The 19,816-nt window shown below is 64.1% G+C and carries 9 protein-coding genes, 2 rRNA genes and 6 pseudogenes (1 of these 17 running past the window's edge); 13 read left to right on the plus strand and 4 right to left on the minus strand.

Annotated elements, in window-relative coordinates; all coding sequences use genetic code 11:
- The 7 genes and pseudogenes from G4Q83_RS20930 to G4Q83_RS20960 all read left to right on the plus strand — a co-directional run.
- Positions 1–1,150 (plus strand): 23S ribosomal RNA (locus G4Q83_RS20930) (it extends 1,730 nt beyond the left edge of the window).
- 169 nt (positions 1,151–1,319) lie between these two features.
- A 5S ribosomal RNA gene (rrf, locus tag G4Q83_RS20935) occupies positions 1,320–1,434 on the plus strand.
- 254 nt (positions 1,435–1,688) lie between these two features.
- Positions 1,689–2,326, plus strand: a pseudogene (locus G4Q83_RS20940) (transposase); the annotation flags it as partial.
- A 136-nt stretch (positions 2,327–2,462) separates the two neighbouring features.
- Complete coding sequence (locus G4Q83_RS20945) at positions 2,463–2,852, plus strand: tyrosine-type recombinase/integrase (protein ID WP_425480346.1); 390 nt, start codon at positions 2,463–2,465, stop codon at positions 2,850–2,852.
- Between the two features lie 138 nt (positions 2,853–2,990).
- Positions 2,991–3,374 (plus strand): type II toxin-antitoxin system RelE/ParE family toxin, encoded by a 384-nt coding sequence (locus G4Q83_RS20950; protein ID WP_128421944.1) that lies wholly within the window; start codon positions 2,991–2,993, stop codon positions 3,372–3,374.
- A complete protein-coding gene (locus G4Q83_RS20955) occupies positions 3,358–3,660 on the plus strand; it encodes a helix-turn-helix domain-containing protein (RefSeq protein WP_020831613.1) in 303 nt (100 codons plus the stop codon). The genes G4Q83_RS20950 and G4Q83_RS20955 overlap by 17 nt, the downstream gene beginning before the upstream one ends.
- Before the next feature lie 22 nt (positions 3,661–3,682).
- Entirely contained in the window at positions 3,683–4,513 is an 831-nt protein-coding gene (locus tag G4Q83_RS20960; protein ID WP_128421943.1) for a TIGR02391 family protein, read from the plus strand.
- A 73-nt stretch (positions 4,514–4,586) separates the two neighbouring features.
- Here G4Q83_RS20960 and tnpA read toward each other — a convergent pair.
- Positions 4,587–5,018, minus strand: a pseudogene (gene tnpA, locus G4Q83_RS20965) (IS200/IS605 family transposase).
- A 153-nt stretch (positions 5,019–5,171) separates the two neighbouring features.
- On the opposite strand from tnpA, the gene G4Q83_RS20970 reads away from it, so the two are divergent.
- Positions 5,172–6,455, plus strand: a complete 1,284-nt coding sequence (locus G4Q83_RS20970) for a hypothetical protein (RefSeq protein ID WP_128421899.1) — start codon at positions 5,172–5,174, stop codon at positions 6,453–6,455.
- Between the two features lie 118 nt (positions 6,456–6,573).
- Here G4Q83_RS20970 and G4Q83_RS20975 read toward each other — a convergent pair whose 3' ends face one another.
- Entirely contained in the window at positions 6,574–9,045 is a 2,472-nt protein-coding gene (locus G4Q83_RS20975; RefSeq protein ID WP_185817285.1) for an AAA family ATPase, read from the minus strand.
- Positions 9,046–9,082: 37 nt separating this feature from the next.
- Between G4Q83_RS20975 and G4Q83_RS20980 the strand changes: the two are divergent.
- A pseudogene (locus G4Q83_RS20980) lies at positions 9,083–10,233 on the plus strand (IS3 family transposase).
- A 267-nt stretch (positions 10,234–10,500) separates the two neighbouring features.
- Here the strand turns inward: G4Q83_RS20980 and G4Q83_RS20985 are convergent.
- Positions 10,501–10,857 (minus strand): annotated as a pseudogene (locus G4Q83_RS20985) (integrase core domain-containing protein); the annotation flags it as partial.
- Between G4Q83_RS20985 and G4Q83_RS20990 the strand changes: the two are divergent.
- Positions 10,844–11,167, plus strand: a pseudogene (locus G4Q83_RS20990) (integrase core domain-containing protein); the annotation flags it as partial. The pseudogenes G4Q83_RS20985 and G4Q83_RS20990 overlap by 14 nt on opposite strands.
- 78 nt (positions 11,168–11,245) lie before the next feature.
- Here G4Q83_RS20990 and G4Q83_RS24915 read toward each other — a convergent pair.
- Positions 11,246–11,353 (minus strand): annotated as a pseudogene (locus tag G4Q83_RS24915) (transposase); the annotation flags it as partial.
- Between the two features lie 291 nt (positions 11,354–11,644).
- Between G4Q83_RS24915 and G4Q83_RS20995 the strand changes: the two are divergent.
- The 3 genes from G4Q83_RS20995 (at position 11,645) to G4Q83_RS21005 (ending at position 19,668) form a co-directional block, all read left to right on the plus strand.
- Positions 11,645–13,219: an SDR family NAD(P)-dependent oxidoreductase gene (locus G4Q83_RS20995; protein WP_128421293.1), complete on the plus strand. Its 1,575-nt coding sequence runs from the start codon at positions 11,645–11,647 to the stop codon at positions 13,217–13,219.
- A gap of 520 nt (positions 13,220–13,739) precedes the next feature.
- Entirely contained in the window at positions 13,740–15,404 is a 1,665-nt protein-coding gene (locus tag G4Q83_RS21000) for a ShlB/FhaC/HecB family hemolysin secretion/activation protein (RefSeq protein ID WP_128421294.1), read from the plus strand.
- Positions 15,405–15,510: 106 nt separating this feature from the next.
- Positions 15,511–19,668 (plus strand): two-partner secretion domain-containing protein, encoded by a 4,158-nt coding sequence (locus G4Q83_RS21005; RefSeq protein ID WP_185817286.1) that lies wholly within the window; start codon positions 15,511–15,513, stop codon positions 19,666–19,668.
- Positions 19,669–19,816: the final 148 nt, after the last annotated feature.

Genomic DNA, 19,816 nt, shown 5'->3' on the forward strand with positions numbered 1-19,816 from the left:
AGAAACCAGGCCGCTGCGACTGTTTATCAAAAACACAGCACTCTGCAAACACGAAAGTGGACGTATAGGGTGTGACGCCTGCCCGGTGCTGGAAGGTTAATTGATGGGGTCAGCCGCAAGGCGAAGCTCTTGATCGAAGCCCCAGTAAACGGCGGCCGTAACTATAACGGTCCTAAGGTAGCGAAATTCCTTGTCGGGTAAGTTCCGACCTGCACGAATGGCGTAACGACAGCGGCGCTGTCTCCACCCGAGACTCAGTGAAATTGAAATCGCTGTGAAGATGCAGCGTTCCCGTGGCAAGACGGAAAGACCCCGTGAACCTTTACTATAGCTTTACACTGAACGTTGAGTTCGTCTGTGTAGGATAGGTGGGAGGCTATGAAACTGTGGCGCTAGCTGCAGTGGAGCCATCCTTGAAATACCACCCTGTCGTGCTTGACGTTCTAACCTAGGTCCGTGATCCGGATCGGGGACCGTGTATGGTGGGTAGTTTGACTGGGGCGGTCTCCTCCCAAAGAGTAACGGAGGAGCACGAAGGTACGCTCAGCGCGGTCGGACATCGCGCACTGTGTGCAAAGGCATAAGCGTGCTTGACTGCAAGATCGACGGATCAAGCAGGTACGAAAGTAGGTCTTAGTGATCCGGTGGTTCTGTATGGAAGGGCCATCGCTCAACGGATAAAAGGTACTCCGGGGATAACAGGCTGATACCGCCCAAGAGTTCATATCGACGGCGGTGTTTGGCACCTCGATGTCGGCTCATCACATCCTGGGGCTGTAGTCGGTCCCAAGGGTATGGCTGTTCGCCATTTAAAGTGGTACGCGAGCTGGGTTCAGAACGTCGTGAGACAGTTCGGTCCCTATCTGCCATGGGCGTTGGAAGTTTGAGAGGGGCTGCTCCTAGTACGAGAGGACCGGAGTGGACGAACCTCTGGTGTTCCGGTTGTCACGCCAGTGGCATTGCCGGGTAGCTATGTTCGGAAGCGATAACCGCTGAAAGCATCTAAGCGGGAAGCGCGCCTCAAGATGAGACTTCCCGGGGCACAAGCCCCCTTAAGGAACCATGGAGACTACGTGGTTGATAGGTCAGGTGTGTAAGTGCAGCAATGCATTGAGCTAACTGATACTAATGATCCGTGCGGCTTGACCATATAACCTCAAGGTGCTTCCAAGCATCCCTTAGCACGACACACGTCGATCGCTCTCCAATCGCTCGCTACGTCACACCCTATGAGAGGCTGGCGCCCGTTGCCTTCCTTCGTACACCGCACTTCCGTGCGAGGTCCGAAGCAAGCGACTCGGCGACGCTCCAACCGTCTCCCTGGTGAAATTAGCGCTGTGGAACCACCCGATCCCATCCCGAACTCGGAAGTGAAACGCAGCTGCGCCGATGGTAGTGTGGCTCAAGCCATGCGAGAGTAGGTCATCGCCAGGGGCTTTACACCCCAATCCCCGTCCGCAAGGACGGGGATTTTTTATTGCCTCTGTCCTGGTCTAATTCTCGTGGACCCCTCGATAGGAGATGATCATCCCCTACGAGGACCGAGCCCGACATGACCTTCCGCCCGCGGGTTCACCCCCGTTTTCACCGACACTGACGAGAAGGCCGATCGAGGCCATGCGACGTCCCCCCGGTTTTGAGTAGCACGGCGATTTGGAGTCCAATCCCCAACGAGACGGAGATTGGACGTGAAGAAGCGCTTTTCCGAAGAGCAGATCATCGGCTTCCTGCGTGAGGCCGAAGCCGGCGTGGCGGTGAAGGACCTGTGCCGGCGGCACGGGTTCAGCGAGGCCTCCTACTACCTGTGGCGCAGCAAGTTCGGCGGCATGAGCGTGCCGGAGGCCAAGCGGCTCAAGGAGCTGGAGGCGGAGAACACGCGGCTGAAGAAGCTGCTGGCCGAGCAGCTGTTCGAGAACGACGTCATCAAGGACGCCCTGCGAAAAAAGTGGTGACCGCACCGGCGCGCAGGATGCTGGTGCGGCACCTGATGGAGCGCGGGCTCCCTGAGCGGCGGGCGCTGGCCGTGGTGCGGATGAGCGCCAGCGCGCTGCGCTACGTCCCACGTCCGGATCGCAACGTCGAGCTGCGCGAGCGGATCCTGGCGCTAGCGCAGCGGTACAAGCGCTACGGCGTCGGGATGATCTATCTGAAGCTGCGGCAGGAGCAGTGGCCGGTGAACTACAAGCGGGTGGAACGGCTGTATCAGGAGGCCAGGTTGCAGGTGCGCCGGCGCAAGCGGAAGAAGGTGCTGCTGGGCGAGCGCCAACCGTTGCTTCGGCCTGGAACCGCCAACCAGGTCTGGTCGATGGACTTGAGGAGCGACCGAAGAAGATCTTGGGCGACCTGACCCCGGCCGCCTATGCCCAACAGCTAGCGGCCAAAGCCGCTACGATGAAACCCGGACTCTAAAGAGCCCCGCTACTGAAGCGGGGGGACGTCGGCCGGACAGCAAGACTGGCGGCATGTCCAAGCCCTTGAGCGAAGAAGCCCACCGGCTGCTTTCGACCGCGCCGCGCCGGGAGGGCTGCCCCTATGTCCTGCCGTCGCCCAAAGACCCGGCCAAGCACCTGACCTATGGCGAGCACTACGGCGGCTGGAGCCGGGCGCTCAAGGCGGCTGGCGTGCCGCACGTCGGCACGCACGGCATCCGCCACCGCTCGGCGACCGACATTGCCAATTCCGGAATCCCGGTCAAGGTTGGCATGGTGCTGACGGCACACAAGACCGTGGTGATGTTCATGCGCTACGTCCACACCGAGGACAAGCCCGTGCGGGAAGCCGCCGAACTGGTGGCGAATCGACGCAAATCGGTCGTCAGCATGCATCAAGAACCGAAAGAGGTGACCGCATGATCAGAGGCCAGCAATCCACCTTGCCGCCCCAATTGTCGTATCACCGCTACGACAATTGGCTCAGTGGCCATCACCGCCTGCGTATCGTACTAAGCACTGGAAAAGTGTGCCCGTTTCGGGTATAGTTTGGAGGTCAAGATGACGCGCATCCTCAAGCGAAAGGATTTTGCACGGTGGCAGGCGGGCGAAAAGCTGTCCGATGCCGCCTTGTGCAAAGCGGTTCAGGAGATGGAAAGCGGTCTGATTGATGCGGACTTGGGCGGCTTCCTCTACAAGAAACGGGTTGCCCGCCCCGGTGGCGGCAAGAGCGGCGGCTACCGCACGCTGCTGTCGGCACGGATCGGTAGCCGCTATGTATTCCTGCATGGGTTCCCCAAGAACGACAAGGCGAACATCACGCAAGACGAGAAGAAGGCGCTGCAATTCGCCGGCAAGGTGTTCCTAGATCTGTCTGCCGAGGCTTTGTCGAAGGCGCTGCAGTCGGGTGTGTTATTGGAGGTGCATTGTGAGCAAAATCATTGAATCCCTGCGTGGCGACCTGGCTGCGCTCCACGAAGCGGGAGCGATCAGCAAGGTGACGATGCGCGAGTTCGACGCGATCTGCCCACCACCAGTGCGGGAGTTCAGCGCTGCCGACATCAAACGCCTGCGCGAAGCCTTGATGTTCAGCCAGCCGGTGTTCGCTCTTCATTTGCACACGTCGGCCTCGACGGTGCGCAAGTGGGAACAAGGTGAAACCCACCCTACTGGGCCAGCGCTCAAACTGCTCAACGTCATCGCCGACAAGGGCCTGCAGGCCATCATCTGATGCCTGACGAGGGAGACAGGCATTGGCGACGCGAATTACCCCTTTCAGCTCACAGCATCTTGAAGCCGCCTGCCGCGTGCTCGCCGATACCGAACGCGGTCTGAGCAGTACACAGATCGAGCGGCTGCTGCAGGAAATCGAAGTTGCCGACACGTCGCCCGGCATGACAAAGTGGAAGCGGTTGTTCAATGCGCTGGCCGGTGCGCAGAACCACCACCAGATCGGCAACCATCTCATCATGTTCATCAATCGCGCGATGAACCCGGTGAACTACGCCCGCGATCCCGCGACGTTCGCTTGGCGGCGCGACGAACTCAATGTCGTCCTTGCCTTCTCCGGTTTCTACGTGCGCGATGACGGCAAGGTTGCTCACGCCGATAAAGCCACGACGCTTGATGCCGCCCGCGCCCGCGCGGGACGATTCAAGGCCGCACTAGAAAGCCGCGTCGTCCATGCGGAAGTGCTGAACTACTGCCGCGCCGAGTTGCTGGACGAAAACTACTTCCATGCCGTGTTCGAGGCAACGAAAGGTGTTGCGGAGCGGATTCGCCTGCTGTCGGGCCTTAACGGCGACGGTGCGGACTTGGTGAACAAGGCATTCGCAGGTCAGCAACCCGTTCTCGCCTTGGGACCGCTCTCCACCGAGTCCGAAAAGAGCGAGCAGAAAGGCTTTGCCAACCTGCTGATCGGCTTATTTGGCGCCGTGCGCAATCCGCTGGCCCATGCGCCCAAGACGAATTGGCCCATGTCCGAACAGGATGCACTGGACATCCTGACGCTGGTATCGCTGATTCACCGCAAGCTGGATGGCACCACGAAAGTAAATATCCCCCGGCAAAGCCGGGGGCTTTAGAGATGTGAGCCGCTCAAAGCGGCTGCGGGAGCGCTACGCGCCTCCCTTGTTAGGGCCACCTGAAGGTGGCCGACTACCTCAGCAACTGCAATTGGTCCAAGCGCCGATCTTCCGCCTCTTGGTTCTGGATGTATGCCCCGATCAACCCTTCATCCCGACCTACCCTCGTAACGAAGTAACCTCGCGCCCAGAAGCTCTGCCCTACAAAGTTCCGCTTCCGCTCCACATACACCCGCGCTAGGTGGATGGCGCTCTTGCCCTTGATATAGCCCACCACCTGCGACACCGCCTACTTCGGCGGAATCTTCAACAGCATATGGACGTGATCTGGCATCAGATGGCCCTCCTCGACCCGGCTCTCCTTCTGCTCGGCCAATCGCCGGAACACCTCTCCTAGATGCTTCCTCAGACCCACATACAGTGTCTTACGGCGACACTTCGGTATGAACACAACGTGGTACAGACACTCCCACCTGGTGTGACTTAAGCTCTCAAACTCATCCATCTCGGTTTCTCCGTCTCGTGTGCTTGGCCGCTCACGTTGCGGAGTCTCCGGGATGGACTCCCGGATACGTCAAACTTCTACTGCCTCCCCGGCAGAGCCGGGGGAACTCTCAGGTTGGTTTAGCGGCCGTATCGCCGTAAGGGAGAGACAGGAATGGACGAGGCGATCATTGTCTTCTCTCGAAAAGGGATTTTCCAGACCACGATTGCCGCGCGCGACGTTCGCAGCCGGGAACATGCGCGCAAGCTGTGGCCCTTGGTGTCTCCAGGCGAAGAGCGCCAGATGGTGACATGGGTCAGCCCCTCCTTTGAAAGCGGGAAGCTGCGTCGGCGATCCCATTTCCGCGTACTTCCTGTCCAGCATACCTTTAACCCCAAAGCGCACTTCGACGATGAAGAAGCCAGCCGATGGCGCGCCGTGCAGGAAAGTCCCGAACACCGGCGGGCGAAAGAACTTGTCGCGGCCGAACTCTCACGACGTTTGAATGCCGGGCTTGCGATGCCGTGGGCGTTCAAGGATATGGATGCGTCGGACTATCCGCTGGAAGGCAACTTGTTGCTCGGCGCCGATCAGGTGGCAACCGAGCATCCCCTGGAGACGCCATTCGGCAGCAAATTCCGGCTCGACGTTGCCGTGCTCGGCCCCCCGGTCCAGGCTGAACCGATGGTGCTGGGCGGCGTTGAAATCGAACTCGGCCACGCCTTCGACGGGCGCAAGGCCCTTATCGGGAAGTCGCTCGGATTCCCGCTCATCTCCATCGACATCACCGAGATGACGCTGGACGAACTCACGCCCGAGTGGGCACGGCAGGTATTGACTGCGACCACGCGGAGCCACGAGCAAGGACGCCGGCAGACCTACATCTATCTCCACGACCTGCTGTACCCCCTCTACGCGCAATTGCCGGCGTTTCTGGACGATGAGCAGCGCCATCAGTTCCTTGTGTTTGCCGACGATGAGACCCTGAACAAGTTGGTCCGCTGGATGAACCTGCTCGCCGAAAAGCTGGAGTACCCGAAGGGTACGGTCGCCGTTGCCTTGGTCAATGGCAAGAACGAACAGTCGCGCAAGATGCTGGAACGCGCGGGACAAGTCGTTGGCCCCGACTGGAGCGAGTTCAACGGCCAGCGATGCCTACGACTGACCCTGCCGCGTCCCAAAGGCCCGGCGGATCTCCAGGCCCATCGCTTCCACATGACGATGGCGCGCATCCTGCTGTCGCACACGGATGCGCTCGTTGGCTACAAGTATTGCAACGGCGTAGACAACAACCACCCTGAAGAAGACGTGTGGGTTGCGCATCGCTGGATCGCCGACTTGAAAACCCATACCCAGCATCGCGTCTTGCCGAAGCGTCTGGCCGAACCGATCAACAGGTTGATCGCGGTGGTTTCAGACCTGCATCGCAATCACGAAGCAGCTAGCCAAGGGGCGTGACCAACTTGACGCCTCGTGCGGTCATGGTGGACGGCTTGCAGCGGACAACAAGGCGAGCACGGTTACAGGCCCCCGCAGCACGATAGTTTGTCCGGTTAATGCACTCGATTCGGTTGATTCAAGCTGGCGCACCCTGCACGCCAGCCCCCACGGCAACCGGCGGCCCAGCCTTGCGCTTCTTGGCAGTCTCTTCCGAACGCTTGTGCACCTGTGCTCGCCAGTTTTCCAGCGCGAGGATGTCTGCGAGCAGTTCGTCCGGCTCAGGAACGGCAACGCCCCCCATCATCGCCTTGTCATGGGCGTAGTTGGAGCACTTGCTCATCCACGCATTGACCTGCGCGTAGTCATCATCGTCCACACTCACACCGACGAGCCGTTGTGTCTCCACGCCTTTACGGAAGCGGAGAATGACTTCGCGCAGGAGGACTTCCTCCACCGCTCGTTCCCATGCCATACGCAGGCGGAAGTAGGCATCAACGGTCTGCCGGTGATGCTCCTGCTGGTCGCCATCTTTGTGTAGCTTGGCAATGACCTGTTGTTGCGCTTTCAGCGCGCCGATGCGCTTGCTGGCGTTCTTTCCCTCAAACGGCAATTCCGGGTCCGCTATGCCAAAGCCTTCCGCACGCCGCGTCAGGCTTTGCGTAACCACCGTGGCGCCCACCTGTTTCGCCTCCTCGGCCAACAAGCAGAGGAAATAGATGTCGTGCGTGAAAATGATGACCTGCCGCTGCACCGCTTCACCAGCGAGGCGCCTGGCCACGCGCTCGCGCCGACGGTGATCGAGCGATGACACTGGATCGTCGAAGACGATCCCTCCCTTGCCACCGCTCAACCCTACCTCAGCAAGGAACGAGCCGATCGCGATGGCGCGTTGCTCGCCTTCGCTCAGGATTTCACCCGGGCTACGAACTTGCGGAAGCTGTAACTTCAGCTTGTGCAGCGCTTTGCCTCTATCGGCTCGGCTTTGCAGAGAAACACTCAGGCTTCCTACGCCCAAGGCTTTGAATTCGCGGTTCAACGCATCGGCCAGTTCCTTGGAGACGACTTTTTCCGCCAGTTCCGATGCCTTGAGGGATATGGCATTTGTCCTGACGGCGGTCAGGCAGTTCTTCAGCTTCCCTTGGTGTTCCAGCTTCGCAACCGCCGTAACCACAGCATCCTTGACCTGGCTGAGTTTTACGCGGGCGTCCAACTCGCCAAGTTGCTTCTGCAAGGCCGCGCGGGCGTCTTCATTCGAGGCCTTCTCCAATGCCTCCGCTTCAGCGTTCAGCTTGTCAGCGAGCATCTGCAACCGTTCAGCCGGGCTGACTAGCGCTTGATCCAGCCCCGTCCAGTCATGGGAGACGATCGCAGCCTTGATCGCCTCATGCCGAACCGTCAGTGCGGCCTCGAAAGCCTTTGTGTCGGCTACCAGATGTGGGTCGATTTCTTCAATTTCCGCCTGCGTCGCCTCATCAAGGTTCAACGCCATGACCGAGGCGGCAAACGGACGGTACTCGGCAGCGAGCGCTTGGCGCCGCGCCTGGGCCGTCTTCTCCGCTTCCGCTTGTATGAACGCCTCGAATCGCAGCAACCGTTCCGCGCCTGCAGCCAGCGGCTGCTGACACAGCGGGCACGAGGCGTCTGCGCCCAAATCTGGGAACTGTTTGTCTGGATGCGCTTCTAGCGCGAACTTCCGGGCTGCGTCGAACAGTTCCCGCCACGCTTCTCCCCCAGTTCCCGGCAGAAGGTTTTCCCCTTCCTTGAAGTTCTTCGCTGCGAGGGCTGCGGCAGTCTGCGCCGCGCGGAAACTATCGGCCAGGGCTTTCAACTTGGCGACGGCTTCGGCGGCGACTACAAGTCCTTTCTCGGTGGCATTTTTGCTGATAGCCGCAATGCGGCGCGCGCGTAAGCGCAAGAGGCCAGCTTTCTCTTTCGGGTTGTTCTCTTTGAGGCTTTTCTCAAGCGTTTCCCGCTGCTCAAGTTCTTCAGTTTTAAGAGCGGCAAGCGCTTCAATCTGTGCAGTAGTCGTTTTTGCAGAAAGCCCCGTTATCAGCTTGCCGACGGCCGTTTCTCCCTGCAATGGGGCGAATGCGGTGAGGTCTACAGCTGACTGCTTTTGCTCGGCCTCAACGGAGATTTTGAGTTGTTGGCATACCTTGGCGAGTGCCTCGAATACTTCCAGACCATACGGCACGTAGGAGAAATCGTCTTCCGTATCCAAATATGCGCGTGCGCAATGCGCATCGAATATTGCGAACGACGAAAGCTCTGCCGGTGCCTCTTTGCCCTGTTGCCACACCACCTCTTGGGAAGCACCGTCAATCGCTATATCAAACGACGCTTTGGCATTGCCGGCTTTGGCCCCGGGCAAGTTAGCATTGGGGTGGATGGGTTCCGATTGATCGCGCGCCCGACAGGCACGCTTGAGAACACGCGAGTATCCTGATTTGCCAGAACCGTTATCGCCGTATATGACAGTCATGCCGACCGGACCAACCGCCAACTGCTGATTTTCTGCAATAGCGTTGACGTTACGCAGATTCTTGATGGCCCGTAGTTCGATATGCGTGTTCGCCTCGACCTGGACCGGCCAGCCTTTCGTAGACATCCGGACGCCATAATTGATGGCAATGACCGAGGTGTTTATGGGCAACAGCAAGCAGTACACGGATGAGTTCCGGGCCGAGGCGGTGAAGCAGGTGATCGAACGCGGCTTCACGGTGGTGGATGTGGCCTCCCGAATCGGGATTCCCAAGCACACGCTATACGGGTGGGTGCAGGCCGCCAGGAAGATGGCGCCGGCAGCCGGCGCTGCAGCGGCGTCGACCGACTCAGCGGAGATTCGCCGGCTCAAGGCCGAACTGAGGCGGGTAACCGAGGAGCGCGACATCCTAAAAAAAGCCGCCGCGTACTTTGCCAAGGGGTAAGGGCGAAGTACGCGTTCATGCGTGCGCACGTCCGGGAGTTTCGTCTGGCGACGATGTGCCGGGTGCTGGGCGTGCATCGCAGTGGTTACTAGGCCTGGCTGCGCAACGGCACCAGCGTCCGCGAACGCGAGGACCAGCGCTTGCTGGGCCTGATCAAGCACCACTGGCTGGCCAGCGGCGCGGTGTACGGCTATCGCAAGCTCACCCTGGATCTGCGTGAGGCCGGCGAGCGTTGCAGCCGTCACCGGGTGCGGCGCTTGATGAAGGCCGAAGGCTTGCGAGCGCAGGTTGGCTACGGCAGCAAGCCGCGTTAGCGGGGAGGTCCGGTCGGCGTGGTGGCGAATGTGCTCAACCGGGACTTCATTCCGCAGGCCCCGAACAAGGTCTGGGTCACGGACATCACCTATATCCGCACCTACGAGGGCTGGCTGTTCTTGGCAGCGGTAATGGAGCTGTATTGGCGCCAGATCGTGGGTTGGGCAACCGCTTCGACAATGACCAGCGATCTGGTGCTGCAGGCACTGGTGGCAGCGGCGTGGCGGCGCAAGCCCGGTCCTGGCGTGATGGTGCACTCCGACCAGGGCTGCCAGTTCACCAGCAGCGATTGGCAGTCGTTCCTGAAGGCGCACCGGATGGTGCCGAGCATGAGCCGACGCGGGAACTGCCATGACAACGCCGTGGCCGAGAGCTTCTTCAGCGTCTTGAAGAAGGAACGTATCAAGCGTCGGATCTACCCGACACGCGCCATGGCGGCATCGGACGTGTTCGACTATATCGAGATGTTCTACAACCCGATCCGCCGGCATGGTTCCGCTGGCGGCGTGTCACCGGTAGAGTTTGAAAGGCGCTACGCGCAGAGCGGCGACTGAGTGTCTACGGAAATCTGGCCGGTCCAAGCCCCGGGCTTTGCCGGGGGATATTTACTTCTCGTGGACCCCTCGATAGGAGATGATCATCCCCTACGAGGACCGAGCCCGACATGACCTTCCGCCCGCGGGTTCACCCCCGTTTTCACCGACACTGACGAGAAGGCCGATCGAGGCCATGAGGAGTGTTCATGTCGAAGCGAAGGAAGTTCAGCGCGGAGTGATCCTGCCCCCGTTGCGACATCCCCCCGCCTTGAGGAGCGGTCGACTTTAGAGTCCGGGGTTGATGATATCGGTGTTGGCCAGCTGTTTGGCGTAGGCGGCGGGCGTCAGCCCGCCCAGTGCGTTCTTGGGCCGCTCCTCGTTGTACTCCCTGCGCCAGGTTTCGATGATCGTCCGTGCATGCAGCAGGCTTGGGAACCAGTGTTCGTTGAGGCACTCCTCGCGCAGGCGGCCGTTGAACGACTCGATGTAGGCGTTCTGGTTGGGCTTGCCTGGCTGGATCAGACGAAGCTGTACGCCACCTTCGTGTGCCCAGGCCACCATCGCTTTGCCGCAGAACTCCTTGCCATTGTCCGTGCGGATCACCTGCGGCAGCCCGCGGCTCACGGCCAGGCGGTCCAGGACGGTGGAGGCAGTGCCGGCAGGCCAGGAGCTGGAGTTCCTCAGCGACAACGGCCGGGCCTACATCGCAGCCGACACCCGGGCACTGGCGCGTTCGCTGGGCCTCAAGCCCATCAACACGCCCGTGTGCAGCCCGCAGAGCAACGGCATGGCCGAGAGCTTCGTCAACACCTTCAAGCGCGACTACGTGGCGCGCATGGACCTGCGTGACGCACGGACGGTTCTGGCCCAACTGCCGGCCGCCTTCGAGCACTTCAACGAGGTGCATCCGCACTCGTCGCTGAAAATGCGTTCGCCTCGGGAGTTCAGGCGGCAGCAGGCCGCAAGGAATGACAAGGCGCTTTACTGCGAATACCTCGGGGGCGGGAATACGGGGGCAACATCAAGGTCACCGGATCCCCAGTTCCCGGGCCACCTGGGCACAACGGACACCCGGCCGGCCGACGCGCTCAACCCCATCACGCTTGAACTGCGCACTGAACTTCCTTTGCTTCGTCATGAACACGCCTACTGCCTCTATCGGCTTTCTTGTCAGTGTCCGTGAAATCGGTGGTGAACCCGGCGCAGGCTTCCTGCACGGCGCGGCCGCCACGCATGGCGCCGACGGCCCCGGATCGGCGAAAATGCCGCTCGGCCACGCGTCACCGGCCGCTTCCATCGCCGCTCCGCTCCTGCCGGCGCCCACACGCCAATGGCGGCGGGCGCAGCGCGGCGTCCCCGACCGCTGTCGCGACGGCAGTCCTGCCGCTCTTTCGCCACGGCTTGCCCGCCGTTCACCACGGATCCGCTTTTGAACGCCACTGCCGACCATCCCGCCGACCTGCCCCTGACCGAGCGCCTGCGCGTCGCCCTGGACCTGCTCGAAGCCATCGACGCCGACCGCCGCGTGCTCGATGCGCTGCCCGAGGCCGACCGCGTGCGCCTGCATCAGGTCGTCGCCAAGGTCTACCACCCCGAACCCAAGGCGCGCCGGCAACTGTTCAAGCAGCAGGCGCGCGAACGCCATCAGGAAAAGGTGCGCAAGGCCGAGGCGCTGCTCGAGCGGACCGGGATCCGCGCGCTGCGGCGCAAGCCGGTGTTCAGCACGCCTAACTACTTCCCGCCGCATGCCGCCGGCCTGCACGATGCTGGCAATGGCGCGGGCCAGGAGCCTGCCGCGCCGCATTCGCCCGAGCTGCGCCACTGCTATGTGTGCAAGCAGAAGTTCACCAAGCTGCACCATTTCTACGACCAGATGTGCCCGGTCTGCGCCGAGCTGAACTACGTCAAGCGTACCGAAAGCGCCGATCTGCGCGGGCGCGTGGCGCTGCTGACCGGCGGCCGGGTCAAGATCGGCTACCAGGCGGGACTGAAGCTGCTGCGCGCCGGCGCCGAACTGATCGTGACCACGCGCTTCCCGCGCGATTCGGCCGCGCGCTACGCGCAGGAACCGGATTTCGCCGAGTGGGGGCATCGCCTGCAGGTGTTCGGCTTGGACCTGCGCCACACGCCCAGCGTCGAGGCGTTCTGCAGCCAGTTGCTGGCCACGCGCGAGCGTCTGGATTTCATCGTCAACAACGCCTGCCAGACCGTGCGCCGCCCACCGCAGTTCTACACGCACATGATGGCCGGCGAGACCGCCGCGCTGCACGAACTGCCCGGGCACGTGCGCCGCCTGGTCGGCCACTACGAAGGCCTGCGCAGTCCAGATCTGCTGCCGGCGACATCGGCGACCACGCTGCCGGCGGGCCTGGGCCATGGCCCAGGCGGCGCCGACGGGCTGGCCCGTGCCGCCGAACTGTCGCAGGTGCCGTTGCTGGCCGACGAACTGCTAGGTCAGCAGCACCTGTTCCCCGAAGGACGGCTGGACCAGGACCTGCAGCAAGTGGACCTGCGCGGGCGCAACTCGTGGCGCCTGCTGATGGCCGACGTGCCGTCGGTGGAGCTGCTGGAGACGCAACTGGTCAACGCCATCGCGCCGTTCATCCTCAACGCGCGGCTCAAGCCGCTGCTGCTGCGCACGCCCGAGCGCGACAAGCACATCGTCAACGTGTCGGCGATGGAAGGGCAGTTCTACCGCAACTTCAAGACCACCCGGCATCCGCACACCAACATGGCCAAGGCCGCGTTGAACATGATGACCCGCACCTCGGCGGCCGATTACCAGAACGACGGCATCCACATGAACAGCGTGGACACCGGTTGGGTCACCGACGAGGATCCGGCCGAGATCGCCGCGCGCAAGGTGCAGGAAGAGCGCTTCCACCCGCCGCTGGACATCGTCGACGGCGCCGCGCGCATCGTCGATCCGATCATCCACGGCTTCAACACCGGCGAGCACGTGTGGGGCCAGTTCCTGAAGGACTACGCGCCCACCGATTGGTGAAGCAGCGACCGTTGCGGGGCTTCCCCGGAAGCGGCGCTGACGATGCCTGATCGAGCCGCACATCGACCGGCCTGCAGGGCGCACACGCTGCCGCAAGCTCAAGAAAGGCGTTGTGCGACTTCTTCATCTGCTTTCTTCAGGGGCTCCGGTCTTGTGCGGCCGCCCGCCCGGGCAACGGGTCGAGCTGGCGCGGGGAAGTGCGCGCCGACCCGATAAGGAACACCGGTAACGGTGGCGGTAAGGCCGTCGCCCGCTGGCGAAATTCGGCGCCGATCCCGTCGGCGTCAGCGACTTCGTTGTGTTTGCGTACGTAGACGGCGCATCGTTTCGTGATGGTCATCGCTTCTTGCAGCGGCGTCCGCTCGAATCTGCGTTAACCTGTCTGCATTCATCGTTTGGATGACGACAAGCCCGAAGGAGCCTCGCCACCGCACCCGTAGAGGTTAAATAGAAGGTGGCAATAGTCATCGGAAACGGCACGATACCGACGGGGCCGCACCGCGCCGGTCTTGGTCTGCTAATGGGAATGTCGCTGGCATCGTTGGTCCACGCCCAGGTGCCTCCCAGCGCCGGCGACATCCAGCGCCAGATCCGACAGGATGCCCGTACCCCGGCCGTCGCGCCGCCGCCCGCGACCCCGCCCGCGGCGCCGGTCGATCGCAGCGGTCCCCAGGTGACCGTCCGCGGCGTGGCGATCGAGGGCGCTGCCCTGATTCCCAGCGCCGAACTCAGCGGCCGTCTCGCGCCTTGCATCGGCCGTTCCATGAGTTTGGGCGAACTTCAGGCCGCCGCGCAGACGCTGGTGGAGGCGTACCGCGAGCGCGGCTGGTTCGCGCGGGTGCAACTCCCCGAGCAGGACGTCAGCGATGGCATCGTGCGCATTCGCATCGTCGAGGGCCGTTTGGGACGGATCGACCTGCAACCGGCCAGCACGCGGGCCAATGCCGCTTATGTCGCCGGCGTCGCCGGTCGCCGCTTGCGCACCGGCCAGCCGTATTCGCTGGCCGCGCTCGAGCGCGGTCTGCTGCTCGCCAATGACCTGCCCGGCATCCGCGCCGACGGCACGTTGCGCGCAGGGCGCGAAGTCGGCACCAGCGATCTCGCGCTGCAGGTCGCCGACGGGCCATACCTGAGCGGGGTGCTGGGTGCGAACAACTACGGCAATCGCTTCACCGGTCGTGTCCAGGCGTCCGCCAATCTATTCCTGAACGACCTCAGCGGTTACGGCGACCGCCTGCAATTCTTCGCGTTGCGCGCCGAACGCCTCAAGTACCTCGAAGCCGACCAGAGCCTGCCCATCGGCCATGACGGGTTGCGCGCCAATGTGGGCTACAGTGAAGTGCACTATCGCCTGGGCCGGGAGTTCGCCGACCTCGACAGCAAGGGTGCGACCCGCCGCGTGAGCGCCGGGCTGGACTACCCGCTGGTGCGCGGCAGTCGGCGCAACCTGTGGCTGTCGCTGGATCTGGGCCGCACGCGGGAACAGGACCAGACGCTCGGCGTGGTCCTGCGCCGGCGCCAATTGAACACCGCCACCGTGGCGCTGCGTGGCGATGCGCGCGACGACCGGGACGGCGGCGGCCTGACCAGCGGCCGCGTGGCCCTCACGCTGGGGCAAGCCGATCTGCGCCTGGCGGGCGGCCGTGCGCAGGACGCCGCGAGTGCAGGCATCGATGGCGGCTTCGCCTACCTCACGCTGGATCTGCGCCGCGATCAACTGCTCGCCCCGTCGCTCTATCTGCGCACCAGCCTGGCCGGACACCTCGCTTTCGACAATCTCGACGCGTCCCAGGAATTTGCTCTGGGCGGGCCCTACGGCGTGCGCGGCTACCCGGGCAACGAAAGCCGGGGCGATGGCGGCGCGGTGCTGCAGGTGGAACTGCACAGCCTGCTGCCGTGGGCAGGCGTCCCCGGCCTAGACGGCTATGTCTTCGTGGACAGCGGCCGCGTCCGCCAGCACCACCGCACTTGGCCGGGCTGGGAGGCGGCCGACAGCGGACGCAACACCTATCCGCTCTACAGCGCTGGACTGGGAGTGTCGTGGACGCACCCAAGCGGTTTGACGATCAACGGCGTGCTTGCATCGCCACTGGGCAGCAATCCGGGAAGCGCGATCAGGGATCGCGATCAGGACGGCAGCGGCACCGGCCCGCGCTTCTGGCTGACGCTGAACCAAGCGTTCTAGTCGGGCGCGCCCCACGACTGTACTGGCAGACGCGTGCTGCAGGCGTTGCCGACAGGGCTCGGCGCAGGAACGAGCAAGGCGACATCCCCCCGCGGAGGACAACATCATGTGGCGACACGGCAGCAGCAATCGTGTGTATCGACTGGTCTTCGACCGCAACCGCGGCGTCTGGGCGGCGGCCCCCGAAACCGCGCGCGGACGAGGCAAGGCGAGCGGGCCCCGGCGCCGGTATGCGGTGCTGCTCGCCGGCATGGCGCTACTCGGCCTGTCACCCCTGGCCGTCGCCCTGCCTCCCGGCGCGCTGCCCGGCGGTGGACAGGTCGTCGCCGGGCAGGCCGCGATCAGCCAGCAAGGCGACACTCTGAGCATCGATCAGGGCACGCAGCGGGCCATCATCGACTGGCAGCGTTTCGACATCGGACAAGACGCGGCGGTGCGCTTCAACCAGCCCGGCTCCAACGCCGCCACGCTCAACCGCGTCACCGGCGGCCGCCGCTCGCAGATCCTGGGCAAGCTCTCGGCCAACAACCAAGTCTATCTGGTCAATGGCGCCGGGGTGCTGTTCGGCCAGAGCGCGCAGGTGGACGTGGGCGGGATCGTCGCCTCCACATTGGACATCGCCAACGATGATTTCCTGAACGGAAGGGACCGCTTCAGCCTCACCGGCAGCAGCACGGGCGAGGTGCTCAATCAGGGCCGCATCACCGCCACCGGCGGCAAGGTCGCCCTGCTGGGCAGAAGCGTCGGCAACACCGGCACCATCACCGCCGTCGGCGGCGACACGGTGCTCGCGGCGGGCCGGGAAGTCCGCTTCGCCGCCGGCGCCGACGGCCACCTCAGCATCGCGGTGGACGCCAGCGAGTTGGCGGTGGCGGTGCGCAATGGCGGCGCCATCCAGGCCGATGGCGGCCAGATCGTGCTCAATGCCCAGGGTGCCAACGCCCTGGCTTCCGCAGTGGTCGGCAACACCGGCATTCTACAGGCGCGCAGCGTCGCCGAGCGCGGCGGCAAGATCGTCCTCAGCGCCGACGCCGATCATGGCGGCGCGGTACGCAGCGCCGGCCTGCTCGACGCCGGCAGCGGCCACGGACAGGGTGGCGCCATCAGTGTCACCGGCCAGAGGATCGCCCTGACCGGGGCCACACTCGATGCCTCCGGCGCCACCGGCGGCGGCACCCTGAAAGTGGGCGGCGACTGGCAGGGCGGGGCCGGCACGGCGCGGTCCAGCACCACGCAGATCGATCGAGGCAGCGTCCTGAAGGCCGACGCCACTGGACAAGGCGACGGCGGTACCGTCGTCGTCTGGTCGGACCAGCACACCGATTTTGCCGGCAACATTTCCGCCCGCGGCAAGCGCACGGGCAAGGGCGGCAACGCCGAGGTCTCCGGCAAGGCGCGGCTGGCCTACGGCGGCCGCGCCGACCTGCGCGCCGACAGCGGCCGCTTCGGCAATCTGCTGCTGGATCCGTACAACGTGACGATTTCCAACGGTACCCAGACCACCGGCGGCGGTTTCACCGGCAACGGCGATGACAGCGTCATCAATGTCGGCACCCTGACCGCGGCCCTGGCCAACGCCAACGTCACTGTGTCCACCGGCACCGGCGGCAGCCAGGCCGGCGACATCAGCGTGGCCAACGCCATCGCTTGGAACAGCGGCACCACACTGACCCTCAACGCCCAGCGCGACATCAACCTCAACGCCGCCATCACCAACGCCAACGGCGGCCTGACCCTGAACGCGGGGCGCACCCTCAACGCCGGCGCGCCGGTCGATATCGGCACCTTCATCCTGCAGAACGGCACCTGGGTGCAGAACGGCGCCGCCCTGCCCGGCTTCCAGGCCGGCGACTTCCGCCTGTCCGCCGGCTCCTTCCTGCGGGCCGGCGGCGGCGACGGCAGCGCGGGCAATCCCTACCGGCTCACCGACATCTACGGCGTGCAAGGCATGCGCAGCTTCCTCGGCAGCCATTTCTCCCTCGCCAACGACATCCCGGCCCAGGGCACCCGATTCTGGAACTGCGCCTCGTCCACCTGCGCCGGTTTCTTGCCGATCGGCAGCCGCAATGCGCCGTTCACCGGCTCGCTCGACGGCAACGGTTGGCGCATCGACAAGCTCAGCGTCTCCGTTGGCGCGGTCGATGCCTATGCTGGCCTGTTCGGTGCGCTGGGGGCGGGGGGAAGGATTTCGCGCCTGGGCCTGACCGACGCCCTGATCGCGGCCAACGGCAGTGGGACCAACACGGCGGGTGGACTCGTCGCCTACAATCTGGGCCATATCGAAGGCAGCTATGTCACCGGCACGGTTGCGGCCAGTGCGCTTGGTGCCACGCAAGGCACCGCGGGCGGCCTGGTCGGAAACAACAGCGCAACGGGGAGTGCTGGCAGCATTCAGGGCAGCTACGCGGCCGCCGCCGTCTCGGCGACGGGCAATCGCGCCTTCGCCGGTGGCCTGATCGGCGCTCAAACCTCTGGGACAGTCGATCAAAGCTATGCCACCGGCGCGGTCGTCGCCTCTTCCAACAATAGCAATGGCGAGGCCTATTCGGGCGGGCTGATCGGGCAGAACGCCGGTACCGTCGGACAAAGTTATGCGCTCGGCAGGGCCAGCGCGACGAGCCTGGGTGCCCGCTTCGTCGGCGGCCTGATCGGACAGAGTTTCTCGACCCCCACCGATGTTTTCTACGCCACCACCGACCGCAATGGCAACGCCATCAACGGCGACTACAACACCGGTGCTGGCACCGGCAAGACCTACAACGAACTGACTTCGCTGGCGACCTTCCAGAACTGGGACATCGACGATGCCGGCGGCACCGGCAAGGTCTGGCGCAGCTACGGCGGCTTCACCACGCCGCTGCTGCGCAGCTTTCTCAAGCCGGTGACCGCCACCGTGGGCAATGGCAGCCGCGTCTACAACGGGCAGACGGTGGCGGTGAGCGGCAACCAGTACACGCTGTCCGATGGCAACGCCGCCTTGCAGGGCAGCGCGCGCTTCCAGAGCGTGAATACCCGCAACGCTGGCGCCTACAGCCTGACGATGGACGGCCTGTACTCCGACCAGTCGAGCTACGACATCGCCTATGCGCCTGGAACCTACACAGTAGACAAGGCCAGCGCCACCGTCACCGCCAACAGCGGCCGCACGCTGTACACCGGCCTGGCGCAGCGGGTCGACGGCTTCGCCGCATCGGGGCTGGTGAACGGCGAGGACGCCAGCGTGCTGACCGGCGTGATCACCCGCGGCGGCCAGGGCCGCAACGCCGGCCGCTACGCGCACACCGCCAGCGGCAGCGACGGCAACTACGACCTGACGTTCGTCGACGGCGCGCTCACCATCGACAAGGCCAGCGCCACCGTCACCGCCAACAGCGGCCGCACGCTGTACACCGGCCGGATGCAGCGGGTCGACGGCTTCGCCGCATCGGGGCTGGTGAACGGCGAGGACGCCAGCGTGCTGACCGGCGTGATCACCCGCGGCGGCCAGGGCCGCAACGCCGGCCGCTACGCGCACACCGCCAGCGGCGGCGACGGCAACTACGACCTGACGTTCGTCGACGGCGCGCTCACCATCGACAAGGCCAGCGCCACCGTCACCGCCAACAGCGGCCGCACGCTGTACACCGGCCTGGCGCAGCGGGTCGACGGCTTCGCCGCATCGGGGCTGGTGAACGGCGAGGACGCCAGCGTGCTGACCGGCGTGATCACTCGCGGCGGCCAGGGCCGCAACGCCGGCCGCTACGCGCACACCGCCAGCGGCAGCGACGGCAACTACGACCTGACGTTCGTCGACGGCGCGCTCACCATCGACAAGGCCCCTCTGGTCGTCATCGCCAACGGCGACCTCAAGCTCGAAGACGGCCAGCCCTACCGTGGCGGCAACGGCGTGCGCTACACAGGCTTCGTCGGCGGCGAGGACGAAGCCGTGCTCGGCGGTGCACTGGTCTATGGCGGCTCGGCGCAAGGCGCGGCGGCGGCGGGCAATTACGCCATCGCCGTCTCGGGGCTTGCCTCGAACAACTACGCCTTCGACTACCGAAACGGCCGCCTGGCGATCGAGGCATTGGAATCCGAGGTACCGCTGCCCCCGGAAACGCCGCGCGCCACTCGACGGGTTACCGCTGGCGACATCCAGCGTCTGTTGTATCAGGAGCAGGATGGGCCTGAGCCGCGCCGCGCGCCGACCCGGCGTGGTGTGCCCGTGGAGCAGACGTTGACCGGCGTGCCATTGACGGTGGAGCCCGATTACATCCGGTTGTGGTGATGAGGGCGGCATGCGGCGGGCGCATGCCTGCTTCGTGGGCATGGGAAAACCCGTACCCTCGCCGTGAGTGCGGCAGCGTCTGGCCTCCTGATAGTTGGCTTGCCGCCTGGCGTCCTGGATTCCGCGGTTGGAGCGCGCCGGCGCCGTC

It is taken from the genome of Xanthomonas theicola (assembly GCF_014236795.1).
GTDB lineage: Bacteria > Pseudomonadota > Gammaproteobacteria > Xanthomonadales > Xanthomonadaceae > Xanthomonas_A > Xanthomonas_A theicola.

Coding starts and splice junctions, on each gene's coding strand:
- G4Q83_RS20945 (WP_425480346.1), top strand. CDS start 2,463: ATGTCCAAGCCCTTGAGCGAAGAAGCCCACCGGCTGCTTTCGACCGCG.
- G4Q83_RS20950 (WP_128421944.1), top strand. CDS start 2,991: ATGACGCGCATCCTCAAGCGAAAGGATTTTGCACGGTGGCAGGCGGGC.
- G4Q83_RS20970 (WP_128421899.1), top strand. CDS start 5,172: ATGGACGAGGCGATCATTGTCTTCTCTCGAAAAGGGATTTTCCAGACC.
- G4Q83_RS20975 (WP_185817285.1), bottom strand. CDS start 9,045: ATGTCTACGAAAGGCTGGCCGGTCCAGGTCGAGGCGAACACGCATATC.
- G4Q83_RS21000 (WP_128421294.1), top strand. CDS start 13,740: ATGGGAATGTCGCTGGCATCGTTGGTCCACGCCCAGGTGCCTCCCAGC.
- G4Q83_RS21005 (WP_185817286.1), top strand. CDS start 15,511: ATGTGGCGACACGGCAGCAGCAATCGTGTGTATCGACTGGTCTTCGAC.